Here is a 283-nt window from a genome sequence, read left to right as displayed (position 1 = left end):
AAAAAAGAAGTTGATAAACAAGATTTTCTTGATGCTGTTGATAGAATTATTGGTGGTTTAGAAAAGAAAAACAAAATAATTACACCTAGTGAAAAACGCGCCGTTGCATTCCATGAAGCTGGTCATGCAGTTGTTAGCTGGATGCTTGAACACGCTGCACCATTAATTAAAGTAACTATTGTACCTAGAGGCCGTTCATTAGGTGCCGCATGGTATTTACCCGAAGAACGCTTAATTGTTCGTCCAGAACAAATGCTAGACGAAATGTGTGCTGCACTTGGTG

The 283-nt window shown here is 39.2% G+C and carries 1 pseudogene; it reads left to right on the top strand.

The features are described from left to right. Positions 1-283 (top strand): annotated as a pseudogene (locus FUA24_RS23800) (ATP-dependent zinc metalloprotease FtsH); the annotation flags it as partial.

Source organism: Seonamhaeicola marinus, assembly GCF_008085455.1.
The sequence above is the reverse complement of the archived record's forward strand: the minus strand, read 5'-3'. Positions and strand labels throughout refer to the sequence as shown.